Here is a 2607-nt window from a genome sequence, read left to right as displayed (position 1 = left end):
CCCACGACAAATGCACCACACAGGTGCTGCCATCCCCGCGTTGGTGCAAGGCCTCACCATCCCAATGGCCTTCGCGGTGCCAGCCACGTTGAACGCGGTTGAACAGCTCTCCACCGCTGGTGTCCTGGAACATCGCGGGGGCGAACTGCCCGATAAATTGCACCTGGCTGGAGCGGCTCAAGCGCTCGCAGCTGGGGTTCACTGCCACAATTTGGTGCTGCGCATCGGCAATAAAAACCGCGTCCAGGCTGGACTCGAACACCTTCCCCGCCAACTGCAGTTGCGCCTCGGATTCCACGCGTGCGGTGATGTCACGAAACGAATACACCCGGCCAATCGACCGCCCTAGGCTGATCTGTGGCCGCGTCACCCGCTCCAGAATCCGCCCGCTGCGCAGCAACAGCATGTCGGTGCCCTGGTACAGCGGTGTGTTGACGATGAAGTCCATGCGCCTTTGGTAGGCCGCAATATTCACCACCACCCGGGCCATGTGGGCGTACAGCGCGGCATCCACGTGCGGGTCCAGCAAGGCTTCGGGCAGGTCCCAGAGCTCGGCAAACTGGCGGTTGCGCACCGTCACCACGCCGTCCAGACTGCACACCAAAATGCCATCCACCGTGGACTCCAGCGTCGCCTGCATTTCGGCCAGTACCAGCTCCAGGCGGTCTTCCATCCGGCGCAGCGGGCCCAGATCGCGCAGCGCCACCACATACACCAGGTCCCCACTGCCCACGGCCAGCGGACTGACGCGGCGCTCCACCTGAAGGCTTCGGCCATCGGCATGCAACACCAGCGTTTCGGAATGGATGCGCTGCGCATGGGGGGCATGGCCAGCAGCCACGTCCGCCCAAAAATACAGGTCTTCGGGGGTCGGGCTGAAATCGGTAACCAACTGGCCCAGCATCGCGTCGCGCGATAGGCCCAGCAGCTGGGCGGCCGCAGTGTTGACCATCACAATGCGGCAGTCGCTGGGCGCAACAATCCACACGGCATCGGGCAGGCTGTCGATCAATGCCTCGAGTACACCTGCGTTCACCCTAGGCACCTGGCCGGTCTGTGCCGACCACCCGCTCAAAGAAATACGACACCCGCTGTCGGGGCGACAAATAGTCTTGCACCGCACGCGGTAGTTGGGAGGGCTTGAGGCTGCGCCGGATACCCAGCTCGGGGGTGTGCTCCAGGTCCACCATCAGCGCCTCGTCGCGCGGCACGTTGGCATCGAACACAATCACATACGGCTTCAGCGGCCGGGTCGAGTTGACCGACACCACCATCGCGTAGCCGTCGTTCAGCAGCTGTACCACCGAGCCTGGCGGGTACACCCCCATCATGCGGATGAATGCCCCCAACGTGGCAGTGTCGAAGCGTGCCTTCATCTGCGCAAAGATCAGCGACAAGGCCTCGTGCGGGGTCATGGCGTTGACCAGCCGGGGCGGGTTGCACAGGTTGTCGTAGCGGTTCACCAGGGCCAAAATCTTGCCGCTGGCCGACAAATTTGCGCCCACCAGACCCGAGGGGAAACCGCTGCCATCGGCCAGCTCGTGGTGCTGGGCAATCGACCGCAAAACGTCTTCCGACAAACCCATGCGCCGCCCCATCACCAGGCTGTGCTCCACATGCTCCTGGTAGACCAACTGCTCGGATGTCGAAAAACCCGGGTCCTGGTAGCGCATGCGCTCGGCCATCTGGGCTTTGCCCAGGTCGTGCAGCAGCGCGGCCAGACCCAGGTCTTTGAGTGCGGCGGCAGGCAGGCCCAGTGCTTTACCCAGCAACAGCGACACCACCATCACATTCACCGGATGCACGGCGCTACGCTCGCCCATGGCCTCGGACAGCAGGCGGATCGCCGACTCGCCTTCGGCGAGGATGTCGTCCACACAGCCGGCTATCAAGGCCGTACTTTCTTCGCGCATCTGCACGGCCCGGCTGCTGGCCTGCTCTACCACCTTGCGGTACTGCTGGGTGGCTTCACCAAACCGGCGCTCGCACACCGCTAGGCTGCGCCGCTGGGCCGCCAGCCGGTCACGGCGCTGCACACGCAGCATGTCGGCCTCGCTCAAGGCAGGCTGTACCGCTTGTTCAGGGTTGGGCGCGCTAAGGCCAGAAGCCCGGTGGGACGAGCCTTCTGGCTCGATCAATGGTGCCGGGGCGCTATCGGATGGTGCATCGCTTTGGTCCGGAAAGTAGCGTACCTGGCTCAAGCCCAAAGACAAAATCGTCTTGATCTGGTCGTTCGACGTGATTTTGAAGCTGCCCTTGGGAAATGGATGGTCCATCCAGCCCAGGTCCAGCTGTATGAAGAGTCCCCGCCGTAATTGGGCAACGTCTATCCACCGAGAGGAAGTTTCTCCCATGGTTTAGTCGTATACAGTTAAAAATTGCATTTTTTAATTATGCCGTCGGCGGGTGACATTTTGTAACTAACCGTGAAATAGTTCACAGTAAAGACATTGACTTTGGGGCTAAAAATAACGAAACCGCGCACTCGATGGCGAAAACACCCGAATATGTAACCTGGTGTAACCAACTTATCGTCCAAAATCCTCCAAACTTAAATCCAATCGCCACATTTTGTGTACTGCGCGCGCCGCATGTTTTTTTGTACCT

The 2607-nt window shown here is 61.1% G+C and carries 2 protein-coding genes; both read right to left on the bottom strand.

Translation table 11 applies throughout. The annotated features are described in order from the left end of the window. Nucleotides 1-1036, bottom strand: a 1036-nt coding sequence (locus ABI213_RS07110) for a PAS domain S-box protein (RefSeq protein WP_348026536.1), incomplete at its 3' end; no start/stop codon positions are given. A gap of 1 nt (nt 1037) precedes the next feature. After that, nucleotides 1038-2354: an HD domain-containing phosphohydrolase gene (locus ABI213_RS07105; RefSeq protein ID WP_348026533.1), complete on the bottom strand. Its 1317-nt coding sequence runs from the start codon at nt 2352-2354 to the stop codon at nt 1038-1040. Between the last annotated feature and the right edge of the window lie 253 nt (nt 2355-2607).

The organism is Rhodoferax sp. (assembly GCF_039922535.1).
Taxonomy (GTDB): Bacteria; Pseudomonadota; Gammaproteobacteria; order Burkholderiales; family Burkholderiaceae_C; genus Rhodoferax_B.
The sequence above is the reverse complement of the archived record's forward strand: the minus strand, read 5'-3'. Positions and strand labels throughout refer to the sequence as shown.